Origin of the sequence: Vibrio coralliilyticus, from assembly GCF_024449095.1 — a bacterium.
Classification (GTDB): domain Bacteria; phylum Pseudomonadota; class Gammaproteobacteria; order Enterobacterales; family Vibrionaceae; genus Vibrio; species Vibrio coralliilyticus_A.
In genome coordinates this window covers 2,882,328-2,901,398 of the sequence record NZ_CP024627.1, presented here as the reverse complement: position 1 = coordinate 2,901,398, position 19,071 = coordinate 2,882,328, and the positions used below count along the sequence as shown (strand labels likewise).

Annotated in this window: 14 protein-coding genes; 5 read left to right on the top strand and 9 right to left on the bottom strand. The window is 47.2% G+C overall.

Translation table 11 applies throughout. The annotated features are described in order from the left end of the window. Positions 1-41: 41 nt before the first annotated feature. The 4 genes from pyrI to CTT30_RS13605 form a co-directional block, all read right to left on the bottom strand. Positions 42-503, bottom strand: coding sequence for an aspartate carbamoyltransferase regulatory subunit (pyrI, locus tag CTT30_RS13620; RefSeq protein WP_239838883.1), 462 nt, complete (start codon positions 501-503; stop codon positions 42-44). 14 nt (positions 504-517) lie between these two features. Further along, positions 518-1,447, bottom strand: coding sequence for an aspartate carbamoyltransferase (gene pyrB / locus CTT30_RS13615; protein WP_029236336.1), 930 nt, complete (start codon positions 1,445-1,447; stop codon positions 518-520). 247 nt (positions 1,448-1,694) lie between these two features. Next, the gene (locus CTT30_RS13610; protein ID WP_064488732.1) at positions 1,695-2,699 is read right to left on the bottom strand and encodes an ornithine carbamoyltransferase; all 1,005 of its coding nucleotides are present in this window, start codon (positions 2,697-2,699) and stop codon (positions 1,695-1,697) included. 118 nt (positions 2,700-2,817) lie between these two features. Continuing rightward, positions 2,818-4,194, bottom strand: coding sequence for a PhoH family protein (locus CTT30_RS13605; protein WP_239838886.1), 1,377 nt, complete (start codon positions 4,192-4,194; stop codon positions 2,818-2,820). A gap of 472 nt (positions 4,195-4,666) precedes the next feature. Here CTT30_RS13605 and rapA point away from each other — a divergent pair, with 472 nt between their 5' ends. Further along, entirely contained in the window at positions 4,667-7,576 is a 2,910-nt protein-coding gene (gene rapA / locus CTT30_RS13600; RefSeq protein WP_252035418.1) for an RNA polymerase-associated protein RapA, read from the top strand. Between the two features lie 57 nt (positions 7,577-7,633). Here the strand turns inward: rapA and CTT30_RS13595 are convergent, their stop codons facing one another. Continuing rightward, positions 7,634-8,905 carry an NRAMP family divalent metal transporter gene (locus tag CTT30_RS13595; RefSeq protein WP_252035417.1) on the bottom strand — a complete coding sequence of 424 codons (1,272 nt, stop codon included), beginning with the start codon at positions 8,903-8,905 and terminating at the stop codon, positions 7,634-7,636. 182 nt (positions 8,906-9,087) lie between these two features. Between CTT30_RS13595 and CTT30_RS13590 the strand changes: the two genes are divergently transcribed. Next, the gene (locus CTT30_RS13590; protein WP_252035416.1) at positions 9,088-9,825 is read left to right on the top strand and encodes a pseudouridine synthase; all 738 of its coding nucleotides are present in this window, start codon (positions 9,088-9,090) and stop codon (positions 9,823-9,825) included. Between the two features lie 29 nt (positions 9,826-9,854). Then, complete coding sequence (locus CTT30_RS13585) at positions 9,855-10,817, top strand: D-2-hydroxyacid dehydrogenase (protein ID WP_252035415.1); 963 nt, start codon at positions 9,855-9,857, stop codon at positions 10,815-10,817. Here the strand turns inward: CTT30_RS13585 and CTT30_RS13580 are convergent. Continuing rightward, entirely contained in the window at positions 10,814-11,566 is a 753-nt protein-coding gene (locus CTT30_RS13580; RefSeq protein ID WP_252035414.1) for a substrate-binding periplasmic protein, read from the bottom strand. The genes CTT30_RS13585 and CTT30_RS13580 overlap by 4 nt on opposite strands. A gap of 278 nt (positions 11,567-11,844) precedes the next feature. Between CTT30_RS13580 and CTT30_RS13575 the strand changes: the two genes are divergently transcribed. Both CTT30_RS13575 and CTT30_RS13570 read left to right on the top strand, forming a co-directional pair. Next, the gene (locus CTT30_RS13575) at positions 11,845-13,020 is read left to right on the top strand and encodes a YjgN family protein (RefSeq protein ID WP_252035413.1); all 1,176 of its coding nucleotides are present in this window, start codon (positions 11,845-11,847) and stop codon (positions 13,018-13,020) included. Continuing rightward, the gene (locus CTT30_RS13570; RefSeq protein WP_252035412.1) at positions 13,020-14,012 is read left to right on the top strand and encodes a M48 family metallopeptidase; all 993 of its coding nucleotides are present in this window, start codon (positions 13,020-13,022) and stop codon (positions 14,010-14,012) included. Before CTT30_RS13575 ends, CTT30_RS13570 begins: the two co-directional genes overlap by 1 nt. A 53-nt stretch (positions 14,013-14,065) precedes the next feature. Here the strand turns inward: CTT30_RS13570 and CTT30_RS13565 are convergent, their stop codons facing one another. The 3 genes from CTT30_RS13565 to pepA form a co-directional block, all read right to left on the bottom strand. After that, a complete protein-coding gene (locus CTT30_RS13565) occupies positions 14,066-16,924 on the bottom strand; it encodes a valine--tRNA ligase (protein WP_252035411.1) in 2,859 nt (952 codons plus the stop codon). 96 nt (positions 16,925-17,020) lie between these two features. Then, positions 17,021-17,470, bottom strand: a complete 450-nt coding sequence (locus CTT30_RS13560; protein ID WP_252035410.1) for a DNA polymerase III subunit chi — start codon at positions 17,468-17,470, stop codon at positions 17,021-17,023. A 52-nt stretch (positions 17,471-17,522) separates the two neighbouring features. Further along, the gene (gene pepA / locus CTT30_RS13555; protein WP_239838896.1) at positions 17,523-19,031 is read right to left on the bottom strand and encodes a leucyl aminopeptidase; all 1,509 of its coding nucleotides are present in this window, start codon (positions 19,029-19,031) and stop codon (positions 17,523-17,525) included. Positions 19,032-19,071: the final 40 nt, after the last annotated feature.

Sequence of the window (19,071 nt, the reverse complement as noted above, 5' to 3'; positions counted from 1 at the left end):
CTGCTATCAGAGAGCAGGGATTATTTATGATTAATCGACAATTAACGTTCAGTGACGATTTCTCGTGAGAAGACCTTCTCACAATACTTACATTTTAATCGCACGTTATCTTTTTTCTCGAACACTTTAAAGCTGGTTTCTACAGGCTCATCGTGAGTAATGCAGTTACTGTTTGGGCATTCAAAGACGTTGTTGATCTGTTCTGGTAAATCCAGTGCCAGTTTTTTCACAACCTCGTAGTTTTCAATTTGGTTAACTGTGGCATGCGGTGCGTACAAGGCAAGCTTGCTTGCTTGCTCTTCACTGATAAAAATATTTTCAATCTTAAGCAGGTCTTTGTGGCCGAGTGCTGAAGACGGCAAATTGAGGCCAACAGTCACGCGCTGTTCTGACTTATCCATTGAAAAGAGTTTGAGAACTTTAATACCAATCTGAGCTGGGATGTGGTCAATAACGGTTCCGTTTTTGATTGCTTCAACCTGCAATTGAGTTTCTTTAGCCATGATGATTCTCCCGATTACAGTGATTGGTTTAAAACAAGGGCAAGTAGGGCTTCACGCGCATAGACGCCATTTTCAGCCTGTTCAAAGTAATAGGCGTGTGGCGTTTTATCGACGTCAACAGTGATTTCATCCACGCGAGGCAGCGGGTGTAGCACTTTTAGGTTGTCGCGTGCACCTTCCAGCAGGGCTGCAGTGAGGATGTAGGCGGATTTGATGTGCGCGTATTCCGACTCATCAAAGCGCTCTTTCTGAACTCGAGTCATATACAGCACGTCCAGCTCAGGGATGACGGTTTCCATATCTGTGTGCATGCTGTATTCAATGCCAGCTTCATCCAGTTCTTCGCAAATGTAATCTGGCATCGCCAGTGCCTCTGGAGCGATGAAGTAGAAGCGAACATTGTTAAACTTCGCCAGAGCCTGCGTTAGAGAGTGAACGGTACGGCCGTATTTCAGGTCACCAACAAAGGCAACATTGAGGTTATCAAGACGGCCTTGTGTTTCGGCAATAGAGAACAGGTCGAGCAGAGTTTGGGTTGGGTGTTGGTTCGCTCCGTCACCCGCGTTGATGACAGGTACACCATTGGAGAATTCAGAAGCTAATCGTGCAGCGCCTTCCTGTGGATGACGCATAACAAATGCATCGACATAAGAAGAGATAACCTGAACCGAGTCCGATAAGGTTTCTCCTTTCTTGGCGAGCGATGTGTTACCACCATTATCAAAACCGATTACGCTGCCACCGACACGCTGGATAGCGGTTTCAAAAGACAGACGAGTACGGGTAGAAGGCTCAAAGAAGCAGCTGGCGATCACTTTATTCTTGATCAGCTCCGGATTAGGCTCTGCTTTGAGTTGACCTGCGGTTTTGACAATCAGTTCCAGCTCTTCACGAGAAAGCTCAGGAATTGAGATAATGTGCTTGTTATAAAGCGTGTTCGTCATAATCATCGTCCCATCTGCAATTTAGGCAATAAAAAAGCCTCCCAATTGGGAGGCTTTAAAAATCGGTAGAAATAGTAAAAAGACCAGCCAGTAAGCGTTTTGGCTTACCTAATGTAAATCGTTTTGTAGAACACGTTTTACGTGGCATTTGGTCACTACCTCCAGACAAATTGCCGAGCATTATACGCTGAAGATTTGTTAACGCAAGCGATTACATCGAAGCTTTATGGTGCAATTTTTGTTGGTGTTATGAACCGAGTGTTGCGACCATCACAGCTTTAATCGTGTGCATGCGGTTCTCTGCTTCATCAAACACAATCGAGTGGTCAGATTCGAACACTTCCTCGGTGACTTCCAGCCCATTCATACCGTATTTGTCTGCTACTTCCTTGCCTATGGTGGTTTCATCATTATGAAATGCCGGTAAGCAATGCATGAACTTGACTTGCGGGTTACCGGTTTTATCTAGGGTGTCCATATTGACTTGATAAGGCTTCATTTGTGCAACTCGCTCATCCCAAGCTTCTGGAGCTTCACCCATCGAAACCCACACGTCAGTATAAAGGAAGTCGCAATCTTTAACGCCTTCATCAACGCTTTCAGTCAGCGTGATTTTTGCCCCGGTTTGCAGAGCAATCAATTGGCAGTTTGCCACCAGTTCTTCTTCTGGCCAGAAAGCTTTAGGGGCGACGAGACGAATGTCCATGCCCATTTTGGCAGCTCCTACTAATAGAGAGTTGCCCATGTTGTTGCGTGCATCGCCTAAATAAGCAAACTTGATTTCATGGAGCAGTTTACCGCGGCTGTGTTCAAGCATGGTGAGAAAATCGGCCAGTATTTGAGTGGGGTGAAACTCGTCGGTTAAACCGTTCCACACGGGGACACCAGCGTATTGCCCCAGCTCTTCTACGATCTCTTGGCCGAACCCTCGATATTCAATGCCGTCATACATTCTGCCTAATACACGCGCGGTGTCCTTCATCGACTCTTTATGACCGATCTGTGAACCGGATGGGCCGATGTAAGACACTTGTGCGCCTTGGTCGAAGGCTGCTACTTCAAACGCGCATCGGGTGCGAGTCGAGGCTTTTTCAAAGATCAGGGCGATGTTTTTGCCAACGAGCTTTTTCTGTTCTGTGCCCGCGTATTTTGCCTTCTTAAGATCCGCAGATAGATCGAGTAAAAACTGGATCTCTTTTGGGGTGAAATCGAGAAGCTTAAGGAAATTTCGGTTACGTAGATTGAAAGCCATGCTTCAGTCCTTCATTGCTCATTATTTTAATAGGACTAGTTAAACATAGTTATGTGATGCTTGTGAATAATTATTTTGTAAATGTGGCGGGATATAAATAATATCCCGCTTTTTGTGATTATAAATTCTCTTCTGCAAACTCGGCCAGACGGCTGCGCACGACGCCATTTAGGTGGACATTAGCGCTGCCTTCGAAGTTCTTGAAGCGTTCAACCATGTAGGTTAACCCTGAGGTAACAGGGGTGAGGTAGTGGGAGTCAATCTGCGCCAGGTTACCCGAGCAGACTATCTTAGTACCTTCACCACAGCGAGTAATGATGGTTTTGATTTGCGAAGCAGTCAGGTTCTGACACTCATCCAGCAACACAAACGCGTTTTGGATTGATCGGCCACGCATAAAGTTTATCGACTTAAACTGTATATTGGCTTTGTCGCAGATGTACTTCAATGAGCCTTCAGTACAGTGGTCGTGCTTATGTAGCGCTTCCAGTGTGTCCGTTACCGCCGCTAACCAAGGCAGCATTTTTTCCTCCTCACTGCCAGGCAAGAAGCCAATCGATTCGCCGATATCTGGTGTATTACGAGTGACGATGATCTTGTCGAACATACCGTGTTCAATGGTTTGCTCCAAAGCGGAAGCCATAGCAAGTAGCGTTTTACCACTGCCCGCAGCCCCGGTGAGAATCACCAAATCAATATCAGGATCGAGTAAGGCATCTAAGGCCATGCCCTGATAGATGTTCTTCGGCGTGATGTCCCACGCTCGGCGATGCATCATACGCTCGCGGCTGAGATCTTTGAGTGTTACTTTTTCCGGGGTTATTTCTTCCACTCGCCCTGCAAAGTCACTTTCTTCATCAATAACATATTGATTGATGTATGTCGGCTCAAAAGGTTCTCGGTCTAGAGTGTGGAAGGTGTGACCGCCAAGGTTCTTACTCTCGACTTCTTCGATATTACTCCAGAAGTCGCCTTCGATTTGTTGGAAGCCTTTAGTTAGGTACTGAACGTCATCAATCAATTGGTCCGTTCGGTAGTCTTCAACGAAGCGAACGCCAGCGCCTTTGGCACGCAAGCGCATATTAATATCTTTGGTGATCAGAACCACTTCACGTGGTGCGCGTTTGTTTTGCAGATAAAGCACCGCATTAAGAATGCGATTATCGCCAGCCTTGTCTGCAAAAGCCTTAATGGTTTCTTGCAGCTCAAAATCGGCGAGAATAGAGATATGTCCGGTGTTTTCTTTATCGCGGTTGATGGGAATGCCTTCAGAGATTTCATCTGGTGTGGCGTCTTTGAACATGGCTTCCATTGCGCGGATGGCCACTCGGGCATCGCGGGCAACGTCGCGCTTACTGTCTTTGATTCGGTCGAGCTCTTCGAGGACGGTCATTGGAATGACCACGTCGTGTTCTTGAAAGGAATAGATGGCTAAAGGTTCATGAAGAAGGATGTTGGTGTCTAGGACAAAAAGTTTCCGATCCGTGTCACCCATAAGCGTCTCCTTGCCGTGATGCGGCTTGTTTGCCATTCACAATCGCTTGTGATTATGGCCTACCTGCGGTTGCTTGTAGCCTATCGCTAAGTCGCTCAGAGATCGCTGTCGGTTAGCTGATACGCTACAAACCCGTGTTGATCGTCATCCGAATAATGCATCTCTCGTGCCAGTCGAAAAATTGACGCGATAGCCTGCATTCTCATCTGTGAGTATAAGTCAGATTCCCAACTCTCTTTTTTAGATGTGCCACTCTTTTCTTACACTTTGATGTCATGCAAAAGATGAAGAAAAATTTGTTGTTTTTTGAGGCGTTTGTGCGTGACCAATATCACAGCTTCGAGTAATATGAGCGACCTTTTTGACGTGACGGCTGGCCATTCGTTTCTCCGTCAGCTGCCTTTCAAGTCACGTAAGAACAACTAAGATAAATAGACCCATTTTTGAATTAAACAGGTGAGGTAGTCGATTCATGACATTTGCTTTGGGCCAGCGTTGGATCAGCGATACGGAAAGCGATTTAGGTTTAGGGACGGTTGTAGCATTGGATGCTCGCACTGTGACGCTGATGTTTGCAGCGTCGGAAGAGAACCGAGTGTACGCTCGCAATGATGCACCGGTTACCCGAGTCACCTTTAATGCTGGCGATGTTGTTGACAGTCAGCAAGGCTGGTCACTTAAAATTGAGCAAGTGGTCGAGGACCAAGGTCTGTTTGCCTACATAGGCACTCGCGAAGACAGCGGAGAACAAGAGGTGATGCTGCGCGAAATCATGCTCAGTAATCAAATTCGATTTAACAAGCCGCAAGATAAACTGTTCGCCGGTCAGATTGATCGCATGGACAACTTTGTGCTCCGTTACCGTGCACTAATCAACCAATACGAGCAGCACAAAAGCCCGATGCGTGGCTTGTGTGGTATGCGTGCTGGTTTGATTCCTCACCAGCTATACATTGCTCATGAAGTTGGTCGTCGCCATGCGCCTCGCGTTTTGTTAGCCGATGAAGTTGGTCTAGGCAAAACCATTGAAGCTGGGATGATCATCCACCAGCAGGTGTTGGCGGGCCGAGCGGAGCGTATCTTGATTGTGGTACCGGAAACGTTGCAGCATCAATGGTTAGTGGAGATGATGCGCCGCTTCAATCTGCATTTCTCGATTTTTGATGAAGAGCGCTGTATTGAGGCGTTTGCTGATTCAGATAATCCGTTTGATACCCAGCAATATGTACTGTGTTCACTGGATTTCTTACGCAAGAGCCGTAAGCGTTTTGAGCAAGCACTTGAAGGCGAGTGGGATCTGTTGGTTGTCGATGAGGCGCACCACCTGGAGTGGAGCCCAGAGCAGCCAAGCCGTGAGTATCAGGTGATTGAAGGGTTAGCTGAGCGCACACCAGGGGTACTTCTTCTGACCGCAACCCCAGAGCAATTAGGACGTGAGAGTCACTTTGCCCGCTTGCGTTTGCTCGATTCAGACCGCTTCTATGACTACCAGGCATTTGTTGAAGAAGAAGAGCAATACGCGCCAGTAGCAGATTCGGTGAGTGCGCTGTTCTCTGGTCAACAGCTTGAGAATGACGCTAAAAATCAGATTACTGAGTTGTTGTCTGAGCAGGATGTTGAGCCTCTGTTCCGCATTATTGAAAGCGATAGTGAAGAAGAAGCCAAAGCTGCAGCTCGTCAGGAACTGATCGACAACCTGATGGACCGCCATGGTACTGGTCGTGTGTTGTTCCGTAACACCCGAGCAGCGATCAAAGGCTTCCCGGTACGTAACGTTAATCTGTTACCAATGCCGATCCCTCAGCAGTACACGACGTCTATGCGTGTATCGGGCATGATTGGTGGCAAAATTAGCCCTGAAGCACGTGCGCTGAAAAATCTTTACCCAGAAGAAATCTTCCAAGAGTTTGAAGGCGATGATGCCAGCTGGTGGCAATTTGACTCACGTGTCAATTGGCTGATTGAGAAGATCAAACAAAAGCGCAGTGACAAGATTTTGGTTATTGCTTCTCGTGCCAGCACTGCGTTGCAGTTGGAGCAGGCACTGCGTGAACGTGAAGGTATCCGTGCTACCGTGTTCCACGAAGGTATGTCGATTCTGGAACGCGATAAAGCGGCCGCTTACTTTGCGCAGGAAGAGGGTGGCGCTCAGGTCCTTATCTGTAGTGAAATTGGCTCAGAAGGTCGTAACTTCCAGTTTGCAAACCAACTGGTGATGTTCGATTTGCCGTTCAACCCTGACTTACTTGAGCAACGTATTGGTCGTCTGGATCGTATTGGTCAGAGTCGTGATATTGATATTCACGTTCCTTATCTGGAGCAAACGTCACAGGCAATTCTGGCGCGTTGGTTCGATGAAGGTCTAAATGCGTTTGCTGAAACTTGCCCGACAGGTCGCGCGGTGTATGACAAGTTCTCTGATCGTTTGATTGAAATGCTCGCTTCGGGTGACGTGACCGAACTCGATGATGTGATCAGCGAATCGGCTGCGATGAACAAAGAGCTCAAATCTCAACTTGAGCAAGGGCGAGACCGCTTACTGGAAATGCATTCCAATGGTGGTGAAAAAGCTCAGCAGATCGTCGATAAGATTGCGGCCACCGATGGCGATACCAATTTAGTGACCTTTGCGTTGAGTCTGTTTGATACCATTGGTCTTAATCAGGACGACAAAGGGGAAAATGCCTTGGTGGTGACGCCATCTGAACACATGATGGTACCAAGTTATCCTGGTCTGCCTTATGAAGGTGCGACGATCACCTTTGATCGTGAAACAGCCTTGTCTCGTGAAGACATGAACTTCATCAGTTGGGAGCACCCGATGATTCAGGGTGGTATCGACCTATTGATGAGTGAAGGCGTTGGTGCAACGGCAGTCTCTTTGCTGAAGAACAAAGCGTTGCCAGTAGGCACCATGCTGCTTGAGTTGGTATATAAAGTCGATGCGCAGGCGCCAAAGCGTAGTGGTATCAGTCGTTTCCTACCTGCAACGCCGATTCGCCTTATGATAGACGGCAAAGGTAATGACTTATCTCAGCAAGTAGAATTTGAAAGCTTTAACCGCCAACTTAGCCCGGTAGGTCGTCATATGGCGACCAAACTGGTGTCATCAGTTCAGGCTCAGGTCCATCAAATGATCACCGCAGGTGAAGCGTTGATCGTCGAAAAAGTCGAAGCCGTACGTGCAGAGGCGCAGCAGGAAATGCAGGCGAGCTTGAATGCGGAGTTGGAACGACTACAAGCTTTAAAAGCGGTAAACCCAAACATTCGTGATGAGGAGCTGGCCGCGATTGAAGAGCAAATTAAAGAGCTCAATGGCTACATTGCTCAAGCTCAGTACCAGCTAGATTCACTACGTATGATTGTTGTGTCCCACAACTGATTTTATGAAATTTGCAGTAAAAGGCCTTCATTTGAAGGCCTTTTTTATAGCGGCGGGTTACATAAGCCACTTCCACCACACAAATACTGCCAAGAAACCAAACAGGTAGACAAGGCCAGTGATAGAAAGCCACTTTAACTTATTGCCCAACGCTAGAGGTTCAGGTAACGGCGATTTTGAAACCAAAATATAGTTCAGCAGAGCAAAGAATGGCGTTGTCATAAAGGCTAGAATCATCGCAAAGTCGAGCATAGGCAGTAGTGCTGCTGCCCAGAAAACGATGATCGACAGTGCCGCTGCGGAAATCAGTAGCATCCACCCTTGCGTCACTTTAGGTCTCATCTCTTTTTGCTTACGCAGTAGGCGTTGAGATTCTGAAATCACTCGAGCGTAGCCATCAATGACGGTAATCGTACTGCCAAAAATACAGAAGAACGCGACGGCTGCAATTAGGTAACGTGACCATTCACCAATGGTTGATGCATATAGACCGACCAATTGATGCGAAAATCCTACACCCGATTGAGATAATTCAATATTGCTGCCATGTAAGACCAAAGTACCCAGCGCAAGGAAAACAATCGCCAGAATCGCCGTACCTATGTAGCCCACATTAAAATCAAACAAGGCGGAACGAGCCGTTACCTTTTGGTGGCGTTGCTGACTTTTAAGCCACATTGATGTCAGGCTAGAAATTTCAATCGGAGCTGGCATCCACCCCATGGTGACGACGATAAACCCGATAGCAGCAATGGACCAAGGTGAGGGCGCTTCAAAAGCAGGAGCCGCTTCGACAGGGTTACCTGCGGCAATAGCGACCGCAGTCAGGGTTGCAATGGTCAGTACCGCCATAATGATTTTCGATAAGGAGTCGAGGGCTTTGTAGTGGCCAGCAAACAGAATCGTCAAGCAGGTCGCTAGAACAATCAAACATAAGGTTGTGGTGGAGAGTTCCACGGGGATAAAGTACCCAAGTAAGCTAGCACTGAATAGCAATAAAGCAGCGGTATTGACGATACCGGAAATGACACTTAACGTAACAAATAACCATAGATACGGACGACCAAGTTTTGAGTAGCCTTCGACTAGACTTTCCCCTGTCCCCATTGTGTACTGAATACTGGCGCGGAAAAATGGGTATTTAAAAAAGTTGACCAGCAGAATTAATACCGCCAGTTGCCAACCGTAAATAGCTCCGGCTTTGGTCGAAGCAACTAAATGTGACCCTCCGACGGCAGCGGCAGCCATCATTATCCCAGGGCCTAGCGAACGAACAAGTTGTGGCAGAGAGTATTTAGCGTGGCTCTCTGAAGTGGAGATCGTTTCCATTTGTATTCCTTGATGTCGTGTTTTAGTGTTTTTCTTGTCAATGGTAAAACCAATATCATACGTAATCAGAGTGTTAAATATTATTTACATAAAAAGCGCTAAAATAGACTTGGATGTGGAAACTCCGTCACAACCCTGAGTCTGATATACTGGGTGAGTTATAAGTAGTATTGAGATATTTTATGGCCATGCAGGACTATTACCCGCCCACCGAACCTTGGATTGAGCGAGTATTTGAGGATCAAGGTATCCTTGTGGTGAATAAGCCGTCTGGCCTTTTATCTGTTCCTGGACGCGCGGCTGAGCACTATGACAGCATGTGGAGTCGATTGAAGGCACTCTACCCTGACATTCAACCGGTCCACCGTCTTGATATGTCAACATCAGGGCTGATGTTATTTGCCAAGGACAAACCCACAGAATCAGCACTAAAAAAGCAGTTTCAGTTCCGCCTTACTCACAAGGTCTACTATGCTCGTGTGTGGGGACATGTAGAGCAGGATGCGGGGGAAGTGGATCTTCCACTGATTTGTGATTGGCCAAATCGGCCGAAGCAGAAAGTTTGTTTTGAGCAGGGTAAGCCATCAAAGACCTTATTTGAGGTGGCAAAGCGCGAAGATCAGACCACCATTGTCAGGTTACTGCCTATTACAGGGCGTTCACATCAGCTGCGTGTGCATATGCAAGCGTTAGGGCATCCGATTGTTGGAGATGAGTTCTATTCACAGGGAGAAGCCTTCAAATTCTCCAATCGTCTTGAACTGCATGCGGCTGAATTGAGTTTTTACCATCCTCAAGATGAACGTCTACGCAGTATTTTTGTTCCTTGTGATTTCTATCCTGAAGCGGAGGCATTGATCTTTAACTATTTCGATCCTGTGCGAGAATTGCCGGACTATAAAACGCTGCCACGTCCATGATTTCACTATAGGCAGCGGAAGGAGAAACCATGTCGCTGCCTAATGTTGTTTTTTTGGATCGCGCCACGATCCCCACTCATATCGAATTACCTCACCTTCCTTTTGACCACCAATGGATTGAATATGATTTCACCAGCTCTGAGCTGGTGGTGGAGCGCCTACAAGGCGCCCAAATTGTGATTACCAATAAGGTGGTGCTAGACCAGCAAGTTTTGTCTCAATTGCCCGAACTTCAATTGATTGCCATATCGGCGACTGGGTTTAACAATGTTGATATCGATTATTGTCGAGTACAGGGGATTGCGGTGACGAATGTCCAAGGTTATGCCACACAGTCGGTGCCGGAGCATGTTATCGGCATGATCTTCGCTCTCAGACGCAATTTGCATGGCTACCATAACGATATCGCCAAAGGAGAGTGGCAACGAAATCAGCAGTTTTGCTTTTTCACTCACCCAATTGGTGATGTTGCAGGATCTACGCTGGGAGTGATTGGTTCAGGGGCTCTTGGCCTGGCGACAGCGGCGTTGGCTAAAGCGGTCGGGATGCAAGTTATTTATGCCGAACACAAAGGGGCTGATGCCTGTCGGGAAGGCTATTTACCCTTTGAACAGGTATTAATGATGGCTGATGTGATCACACTGCATTGTCCGTTGAGTGAGGCCACACGTAACTTGATTGGAGAAAATGAGTTGGCGCAAATGAAACCCGGAAGCCTACTGATCAATACTGGCCGCGGGGGATTAGTCGACGAAGGGGCTCTGGTTGCCGCATTAAAGCATGGCACGATTGCTGGGGCGGGTGTGGATGTCTTCACGCAGGAGCCTGCTGACGAAAGCAACCCGTTACTGGCGAATATGGATTTGCCGAATTTATTGCTGACACCTCATGTAGCGTGGGGAAGTGACTCATCGATTCAGAACCTGTCGAATATATTGATGGATAACATTACCGCCTTTATAGAAGGGAGAGAACAAAATCGAGTGGTTTAGTGCTCATTTTGCTGCTGGCGCCATTTGAGTAAGCCTTGATTAAATATGGCTAGCAGCTCCTTTCCTCTTGGGCTCTGTTTGGAAAACATCACGAAGCCATCGTTATTGAGAAAGGGCTTGGGGTGATAGGTAATATTGTTCTGAACATCTTTGGTTTGCTGACTGAGGTTGTACAAGCCTATCTGTCGCTCTTCTGGATAAACTTCAATTCGGTGGTGGTTGAGTCGTAGCAGATTCTGACTGGGGCTGTTAACTCGGCTCATAGTAACGCCCTTTGACTCTATAAGTGCGTCCAGTTCAGGTCCATAGCTGTAACCCAGTCCTCCGCCTAGTTTGTAGCCTTTTAAATCTTCGATCTCTGACCATTCAAAGTCTAAGTCCTTGTGGTGGAAGAAAACAAACTGCTCTTGTGAGACCGGTTTGCTATAGTAAAAATGCTGTGTTCGCTCGTCATCGAACATCCAGACGGCGGTGGCGTCGAACTCTCCGCTTTGTGCCTTTTCATACGCTCTGGCCCAAGGATAAAAAGTATAAGTCACTTTATAACCTTGAAGCGCAAATGCTTGAGTGATGGTTTGAGCGACAACACCATACCCTTCAAGGTTTTGGCCGATAAATGGTGGCCACTCTCCAGCTGTGATTCTAACCGTTTTATCTATGTTCTCTGCATACGCCTGCACACAGATAAAACATGATAATAGTGGAATACCGAGCAAGAACTTCTTCAACTTCTCTATACCTTTTTTCATGGCACCTTAGTTCATTTTAGATGAGTCAATTTGAAAAGAGCATTAAACGACAAAATACTTATAAGTAAGGTGTAAAGTTCGATATAAATGCTTGAAACTCAAACACCAAATGTTCTTATTGTTCGATATATGTAAAATTCTTGTATCGAGGTGCGGTGTTGTTTGTGATGTACATCAACTGGTTGCACTTTCTTGTTATTAAGACATAGACGCTAGGAATGAAATGTAAGAAATTATTCGGCTTGTGTTTTAGTCAATAACGTCAGGAAAATAAAGAAATGGAACATAAACATATCACAAACCCCGTTGAGTTTAGGGGTAAGGGAGGCGAGTTCTTTGGCATATGGATAGTCAATGTTTTGCTTAGCATTATTACTTTTGGCATCTATTCCGCTTGGGCCAAAGTTAGAACAAAGCGCTATTTCTACGGCAATACCTATGTAGATAGTGATAACTTTGAATATCACGCTCAGCCGATGCAAATTCTCAAGGGGCGTCTAGTGGCTGTTGCGGTTCTTGGTATTTGGGCTATTGCCAACGCATTCTTTCCTGAGGTGAGTTTTGTGTTGCTGTTGGTTTTTTATGTGGCTTTACCTTGGCTACTATGGAGCAACGCTCGATTTGATGCTGCAATGACGAGTTACCGCAATGTTCACTTCTCTTTTGACTCGTCATTGAAAGATGCTTACCTATCACTGATGGGGCGTGGCTTGGGAGCGCTAGTCGCCATTGCTATCTATATTGCCGCAATTGTCGCAATCTCAGGGGTGTCAGGTGTCGCAGCTACAGTACTAGGAATCGCATTCTTTGTCTTCTTGTCTGTGCTATACGCATGGGTTGTGGTTGGCGCACATAAGTATTTCACCAATGGTTATCGGTATGGTGACTGGAAGTTCAGTGCAGAATTGGAAACGGGCTTCTTTGTTAAGACCTACCTGAAAGCGATGGGGCTGGGTATTGCTGCGTCCATCATCCTTATGATAGCGATGTCTCTGACGATTTTTAGTGGCTTTGACCTTACGGCTATCCAGAATGGTGATTACAGTTCGTTAATGGGCGCATCTCAGTTTACGGTCTTCATTGTTGCTTATCTAGCAATCATCGTTCTGACCATTGGCTTGACCGCGTATACAACGACTCGAGTTCGTAACTACATCTTCGAACAACTGCAAGCTAAACTTGAACAAGAATCAGACAATCACTATACCTTTAACTCGACCTTTACTGCCAGAGGTTACACTTGGTTGGTTATCTCTAACTTCTTGCTTCAGGTCGTTACATTGAGTATTGCCCGACCTTGGGTCATGGTAAGAACCTCGCGCTATGTTGCCGATAATACCGCAGTATTTGGTGATATGAGCCTGCTAAAAGCGACAGATAAAGACTCGAACGTTCAATCTGCGATATCGGATGAAGTGGCTCAAGCCTTCGATTTAGGTATCGGAATTAGCTAATGATGTTTGATGGGGTGGCGTTTCCGCCACGAAGCTCGGAGCGCCATCCTGCTAAGCTGGATGTGACACAAGCTAATGCGTTAAGTTTGCGCGTTGAAGGTCAAATCATCAGTTGTGACCAGCAATACGCTGAGATCAGTGTCCCTGTTGGTAACCTACCTGTGCGATTCAAGTTTCCCGATGGCTGGGTTTTTGTGGTTGAAAGAACGACAGAAGTGAGCCACTGGCTGGAGCGAAATCGCAGAAGCAGCGCCATTGATAAAATGGAAGCTAACTGGTTCGCGTGGTTGTTGTCAGCGGTAGTGTGTATCGGAGTTGTATTGGGCAGTTACTTTTATGTCTTGCCATGGACCAGTGACAAGGTCGCCAATGCTATCCCTGATTACGTTGCAGTGGCATTGGGCGATAAAGTTCTCGAAAGCTTTGATAATAGCTGGCAAGAGAGCGAGTTGAGTCAGCAAGAGCAGCAAGCGATCCGCCAACGTGTGGCTCAGCATGTCACACAGCTTGAAGCATTACCTTATCCCATTGAAGTGGTGTTTCGCTCCTCAGAGCTTGGCGCCAATGCATTTGCATTGCCGGGTGGGAAAATCGTGTTACTCGACGACTTGGTTACTCTGGCTGAGAATGAACAACAACTCGATAGCATTATCCTTCACGAGCTAGGCCACGTTCATCATCGTCATATGATGAAGCGATTGGTTCACTCGAGCTTACTTTCGGTGGGCGTTGCACTCTTAACTGGCGAAAGTTCAGGAGTGGTAGATAATCTGGCTGGAGTGGGGGTGTTCTTCCTCTCCAATGGTCACTCTCGAGAAGCGGAAATTGAAGCGGATGTGTATGCCATACAGGCTATGCAAGCCATCTATGGAAGTAGTGCGCCAATGGCTGAAATGTTTGAATTGTTTAGGCAACAAGGTGAGTTGGAAATACCCGAGTGGATGAGTACTCATCCTGACTTCAAACAGCGGATTGATGCTGCTCGTCAATAGCTGATACAAAAAAGGCAGCGATTTCGCTGCCTTTTAGTTAACACTGTACCGGTTTATAGCGCAGCAATTGTGGTCTTTTGCTCTTCAAGCTTCACTAGCGTTTCTTTATAACCTTCTAGCTTCTCTCGCTCTTTCGCGACAACCGCTTCCGGTGCTTTAGCTACAAAACCTTCGTTGCCTAGCTTGCCTTCGATACGCTTGATTTCGCCGTGAGTCTTCTTGATTTCGCCATCGAGACGAGCAAGTTCAGCGTCTTTGTCGATAAGCCCGGCCATTGGGATCATTAGCTCAGACTTCGCCACAAGAGCGGTTGCGCATGCAGGCGTTTCTTCACCCGCTTCTAGCACACGTACAGACTCAAGCTTCGCGAGAGAAACAAGCACTTGGTTGTTCGCTTCTAGACGCGCTGCATCTTCTGCGCTCGCAGCTTTCAGCATCACTTCGAGCGGTTTGCCTGGATTGATGTCGTACTCAGCACGTAGGTTACGGATACTCGTGATGAATGACTTAACCCACTCGATGTCATCCAGTGCGGCTTGGTTGAAGTTCGCTTCGTCGTATTGAGGAAGAGCCTGCAGCATGATGGTGTTACCTTCTACGCCTTCAACAAGTGGTTTAACGCTCTGCCAGATTGTTTCAGTGATGTATGGGATCACTGGGTGAGCCAGACGCAGTGTCTTCTCAAGAACCGTGATTAGCGTACGGCGAGTACCACGTTGTTGAGCTTCGCTACCTTTCCAAAGTACTGGTTTAGTAAGCTCTAAGTACCAGTCACAGAATTGGTTCCAGATGAACTCGTAAATTGTATTCGCGGCCATATCCAAGCGATAGTTATCAATGTGGCCATTGAAATCGGCAGCGGCTAGCTCAAATTGAGACTCGATCCACTTGTCCGCAAGTGAGTACTCGATCTCGCCTTCACCAAAGCCACAGTCTTGCTCTTCTGTATTCATCAGAACGTAGCGGCTTGCGTTCCATAGCTTGTTACAGAAGTTACGGTAACCTTCTAGACGCTTCATATCCCAGTTGATGTCGCGGCCCGTTGAGGCCATTGCAGCAAGAGTAAAGCGCAGTGCGTCAGTACCGTAAGGTTCGATACCATTTTCAAATGTTTTACGAGTGTTTTTCTCGATCTTCTTCGCTAGCTGAGGCTGCATCATGTTACCGGTGCGCTTCTCAACGAGAGACTCTAGGTCAATACCATCAATCATATCGATTGGATCAAGTACGTTACCTTTAGACTTAGACATCTTGTCGCCGTTTTCATCACGGATTAGCCCCGTCATGTAAACTGTCTTAAATGGAACCTGTGGCTTGCCATTTTCATCTTTAACGAAGTGTAGTGTCATCATGATCATGCGCGCTACCCAGAAGAAGATGATGTCAAAACCAGATACCAGTACATCAGAAGGGTGGAATTGCTTCAGCGCTTCTGTATCTTCTGGCCAACCTTGTGTACCGAAAGTCCATAGTGCAGAAGAGAACCAGGTATCAAGTACATCGTCGTCTTGGCGCAGGACTACCACTGGTGCTAAGTTGTTTTGTTGACGAACTTCTTCTTCGGTGCGACCGACATAAACGTTACCGTCGTTGTCGTACCATGCCGGAATACGATGTCCCCACCAAAGCTGACGAGAGATACACCAATCTTGAACGTCACGCATCCAAGCGAAGTACATGTTTTCGTACTGTTTAGGCACGAACTGAATGTCACCATTCTCTACCGCCTCAACTGCTGGTTTTGCAAGCGGCGCAGTGCGAACGTACCACTGGTCTGTAAGAAGCGGTTCGATGACCACACCACCACGGTCACCGTATGGTACCGTTAGGTCGTGATCTTTGATTTCATCTAGAAGGCCTAACTCTTCAAACTCAGCCACGATGGCTTTACGTGCAGCAAAACGTTCCATGCCGTGGTATTTCGCTGGTAGCTCAGTTGAGTACGCATCGCTTGCTTCGCCGTTGGTGTTGAACACTTCAGCCGCATCACGGATGTTTGCATCGAAGGTGAGGATGTTGATCATAGGTAGCTGGTGGCGCTTACCGACTTCGTAGTCGTTGAAGTCATGCGCAGGTGTGATTTTTACACAGCCAGTTCCTTTTTCCATGTCTGCGTGCTCGTCACCCACGATTGGGATACGACGATCCACGATAGGAAGCAGAACTTCTTTACCGATCAGATCTTTATAACGTGGATCTTCTGGGTTAACTGCGACACCTGTATCACCCAACATGGTTTCCGGACGAGTTGTCGCAACAACAATGTAGTCTTTGCCGTCCGCTGTCTTAACGCCATCTGCTAGTGGGTAGCGGAAGTGCCACATGTGACCTTTTTTGTCTTTGTTTTCAACTTCAAGATCAGAAATTGCAGTGTGCAGTTTTGGATCCCAGTTCACCAGACGTTTACCACGGTAGATGAGATCTTCTTCGTAGAGACGGACAAAGACTTCTTTTACGGCATTAGATAGGCCGTCATCCATGGTGAAGCGCTCACGCTCCCAGTCTACCGATGCACCTAAACGACGCAGCTGTTTAGTGATCGTGCCGCCAGACTCGCCTTTCCATTCCCAAATTTTGTCGATGAAGGCATCACGGCCGTAATCGTGTTTGGTTTTGCCTTCTTCTGCTGCGATCTTACGCTCAACAACCATCTGAGTTGCGATACCAGCGTGGTCAGTACCAACTTGCCAAAGCGTATTTTTGCCTTTCATACGCTCCGCACGGATAAGGGTATCCATAATGGTATCTTGGAACGCGTGGCCCATGTGTAGACTACCAGTGACGTTCGGTGGCGGGATCATGATGCTGTATGATTCTTTCGTCGTGTCACCGTGTGGCTTAAAGTAGCCTTTCTCTTCCCAAGCTTGGTACAAAGCTTGTTCGATTGAAGTTGGGTTGTATGTCTTTTCCATAGCGATAGATATTCTGCAGATAGGTCTGGTTTAATTCTAAGTCAATCTTTATAAGTGAACTCTCTTGAAGGAGAGCTTAACTATAAGGATTGACCACTAATTGTGTGCGATGTCGATCGTTTGTAGCTGATAACCCGCTTGGCGATAGATTTTATATCGCTGTCGCGCCAGTTGCTTGGCTTCTTCTTCGCAAGGGACGAAGTCTACCACCTCAGCAAACTTGTTCGCAAAGGTTGTCTCATTTTCCGCCAAATTTATTACTAATTGACGATTCCACGAGGGTTTTACACCTTGATATCCGATTTCAATGCCCGTGGCATACTTTGGGCCCTCACCAACCAGGTTATGGGCGAGGTATTGCTCGGCTTCTACTTGCCAGAACCGCTCCGCTAATTGCTCAGCGTGCTGTTTATCATGGCAGTGTAGGTAGACCTTAGCGCCTTGTTTCGCAAAGTGCCCAGCAAGAAACACTACATATTGCTCAAAGCCTTGTGGCTTGGCCTGTGGAGAGCCCGATTGTATGATGTAAAACGTCGCGTTTGGCATAGTGATATCGAATAAAAAAGGGCCTTGCGGCCCTTTGAAATTTGTTCAGAAATTATTCTTCTGTCTCTTGGCCGCTGCGGTTCAGTAAGAACTGGACAAGCATCGAGACCGGACGACCTGTTGAGCCCTTCGCCGCGCCTGACTTCCACGCCGTTCCTGCGATGTCAATGTGGGCCCAGTTGTACTTTTTGGCAAATTTTGACAGGAAGCAGCCAGCCGTGATGGTGCCGCCAGGTCGACCACCGATATTTGCCATATCAGCAAATGGGCTCTTCAACTGTTCATGGTACTCATCCGCCATTGGAAGACGCCATGCGCGATCGCTTGCTTGCTCAGACGCATTAACCAACTCGTGAGAAAGAGGGTTGTGGTTAGAAACCACACCACTGATATGGTGACCCAGTGCAATCACACACGCGCCTGTCAGCGTGGCAACATCCACGACACAATCTGGCTCGAAGCGTTCAACGTACGTCAGTGCATCACAAAGAACCAAACGGCCTTCCGCATCGGTGTTGAGCACTTCAACCGTTTGACCTGACATTGTGGTTAGGATATCGCCAGGGCGGTAAGCATTGCTGCCCGGCATGTTTTCACAGCCAGCAAGAACACCAATGACATTGATTGGTAGGTTCAGTTTCGCCAGAGATTTCATGGTACCGAAAACAGATGCCGCACCACACATGTCGTACTTCATCTCATCCATGCCTTCACCTGGCTTAAGTGAGATACCGCCTGAATCAAAAGTCAGACCTTTACCAACCAACACGATTGGTTTCGCTTCGGGATCTGGGTTGCCCTTGTACTCCATGATAGACATCATAGATTCGTTCTTTGAGCCACGACCGACCGCTAGGTAGGAAGTCATGCCCAGCTTTTCCATCTCTTGCTCACCGATGATTTTGGTGGTGATGGTCTCATAATCATCAGCCAGACGACGTGCCTGAGAAGCAAGGTAAGCAGGGTTGGCGATGTTTGGCGGCATGTTGCCAAGATCCTTCGATGCTTTGACACCTGAAGCGATGGCAAGGCCATGGGTGATCGCTTTTTCACCTAGGTTTAATTCACGACGTGTAGGTACGTTGAATACCAGTTTACGCAGTGGGCGACGAGTTTCCGGTTTTACACTCTTGAATTGATCAAAGGTGTACAAGCCATCCTTTGTTGCTTCGACTGCTTGACGCACTTTCCAGTAAGTATCGCGGCCTTTGACATGCAGCTCAGTTAGGAAGCAGACCGCTTCCATCGAACCTGTTTCATTCAGAGTGTTAATTGTTTTCTGAATAATTTCTTTGTACTGACGCTCGCCCAATTCACGTTCCTTGCCACAACCGACAAGTAAAACACGTTCAGACAAAACACCCGGTACTTGATGCAGAAGTAGCATCTGTCCTGGTTTTCCTTCCAGATCACCACGGCGAAGTAGTGAACTGATATAGCCGTCGCTGATTTTATCGAGCTGTTCAGCAACTGGAGAAAGGCGACGTGGTTCGAATACACCTACAACGATACAAGCGCTGCGTTGCTTTTCCGGGCTACCACTCTTTACACTGAACTCCATGCGTACTCCTACATCCTGAAGACAAATAGAACTAAATGTT

Bases quoted from the DNA above. Each gene is read 5' to 3' on its own strand.
- pyrI (WP_239838883.1), bottom strand. From the start codon at position 503: ATGGCTAAAGAAACTCAATTGCAGGTTGAAGCAATCAAAAACGGAACC.
- pyrB (WP_029236336.1), bottom strand. From the start codon at position 1,447: ATGACGAACACGCTTTATAACAAGCACATTATCTCAATTCCTGAGCTT.
- CTT30_RS13610 (WP_064488732.1), bottom strand. From the start codon at position 2,699: ATGGCTTTCAATCTACGTAACCGAAATTTCCTTAAGCTTCTCGATTTC.
- CTT30_RS13605 (WP_239838886.1), bottom strand. From the start codon at position 4,194: ATGGGTGACACGGATCGGAAACTTTTTGTCCTAGACACCAACATCCTT.
- rapA (WP_252035418.1), top strand. From the start codon at position 4,667: ATGACATTTGCTTTGGGCCAGCGTTGGATCAGCGATACGGAAAGCGAT.
- CTT30_RS13595 (WP_252035417.1), bottom strand. From the start codon at position 8,905: ATGGAAACGATCTCCACTTCAGAGAGCCACGCTAAATACTCTCTGCCA.
- CTT30_RS13590 (WP_252035416.1), top strand. From the start codon at position 9,088: ATGGCCATGCAGGACTATTACCCGCCCACCGAACCTTGGATTGAGCGA.
- CTT30_RS13585 (WP_252035415.1), top strand. From the start codon at position 9,855: ATGTCGCTGCCTAATGTTGTTTTTTTGGATCGCGCCACGATCCCCACT.
- CTT30_RS13580 (WP_252035414.1), bottom strand. From the start codon at position 11,566: ATGAAAAAAGGTATAGAGAAGTTGAAGAAGTTCTTGCTCGGTATTCCA.
- CTT30_RS13575 (WP_252035413.1), top strand. From the start codon at position 11,845: ATGGAACATAAACATATCACAAACCCCGTTGAGTTTAGGGGTAAGGGA.
- CTT30_RS13570 (WP_252035412.1), top strand. From the start codon at position 13,020: ATGATGTTTGATGGGGTGGCGTTTCCGCCACGAAGCTCGGAGCGCCAT.
- CTT30_RS13565 (WP_252035411.1), bottom strand. From the start codon at position 16,924: ATGGAAAAGACATACAACCCAACTTCAATCGAACAAGCTTTGTACCAA.
- CTT30_RS13560 (WP_252035410.1), bottom strand. From the start codon at position 17,470: ATGCCAAACGCGACGTTTTACATCATACAATCGGGCTCTCCACAGGCC.
- pepA (WP_239838896.1), bottom strand. From the start codon at position 19,031: ATGGAGTTCAGTGTAAAGAGTGGTAGCCCGGAAAAGCAACGCAGCGCT.